Raw genomic sequence first — 245 nt, 5'->3', positions numbered from 1 at the left:
TGGGAACAGGTGGATCCCCGCAGCTATCGCCACTGAATTATGTTATTCAGGATTTTCGTATCCTGACAACTGCATAAAAATGTTTTCTTCTTAACGGGTCGCCCACGTGGCGCCCCCTACCAATCGGTAGGAACTATTTGTAGTCAAGTCCTCGGTCTATTAGTACCGGTCCGCTCCGTACATCGCTGTACTTCCACTCCCGGCCTATCAACCACATCGTCTTTGTGGGACCTTACTTACTAATG

General features: G+C 49.0%; 1 rRNA gene. It reads right to left on the bottom strand.

Going from position 1 to position 245, the window contains the following annotated elements:
- Positions 1-139 precede the first annotated feature (139 nt).
- Positions 140-245 (bottom strand): 23S ribosomal RNA (locus ACFCTO_RS12255); the annotation flags it as partial.

Origin of the sequence: Megasphaera indica (assembly GCF_046614755.1) — a bacterium.
In the GTDB taxonomy this organism is placed as follows: Bacteria; Bacillota; Negativicutes; order Veillonellales; family Megasphaeraceae; genus Megasphaera; species Megasphaera intestinihominis.
This window is presented reverse-complemented; position numbering and strand designations above follow the sequence as displayed.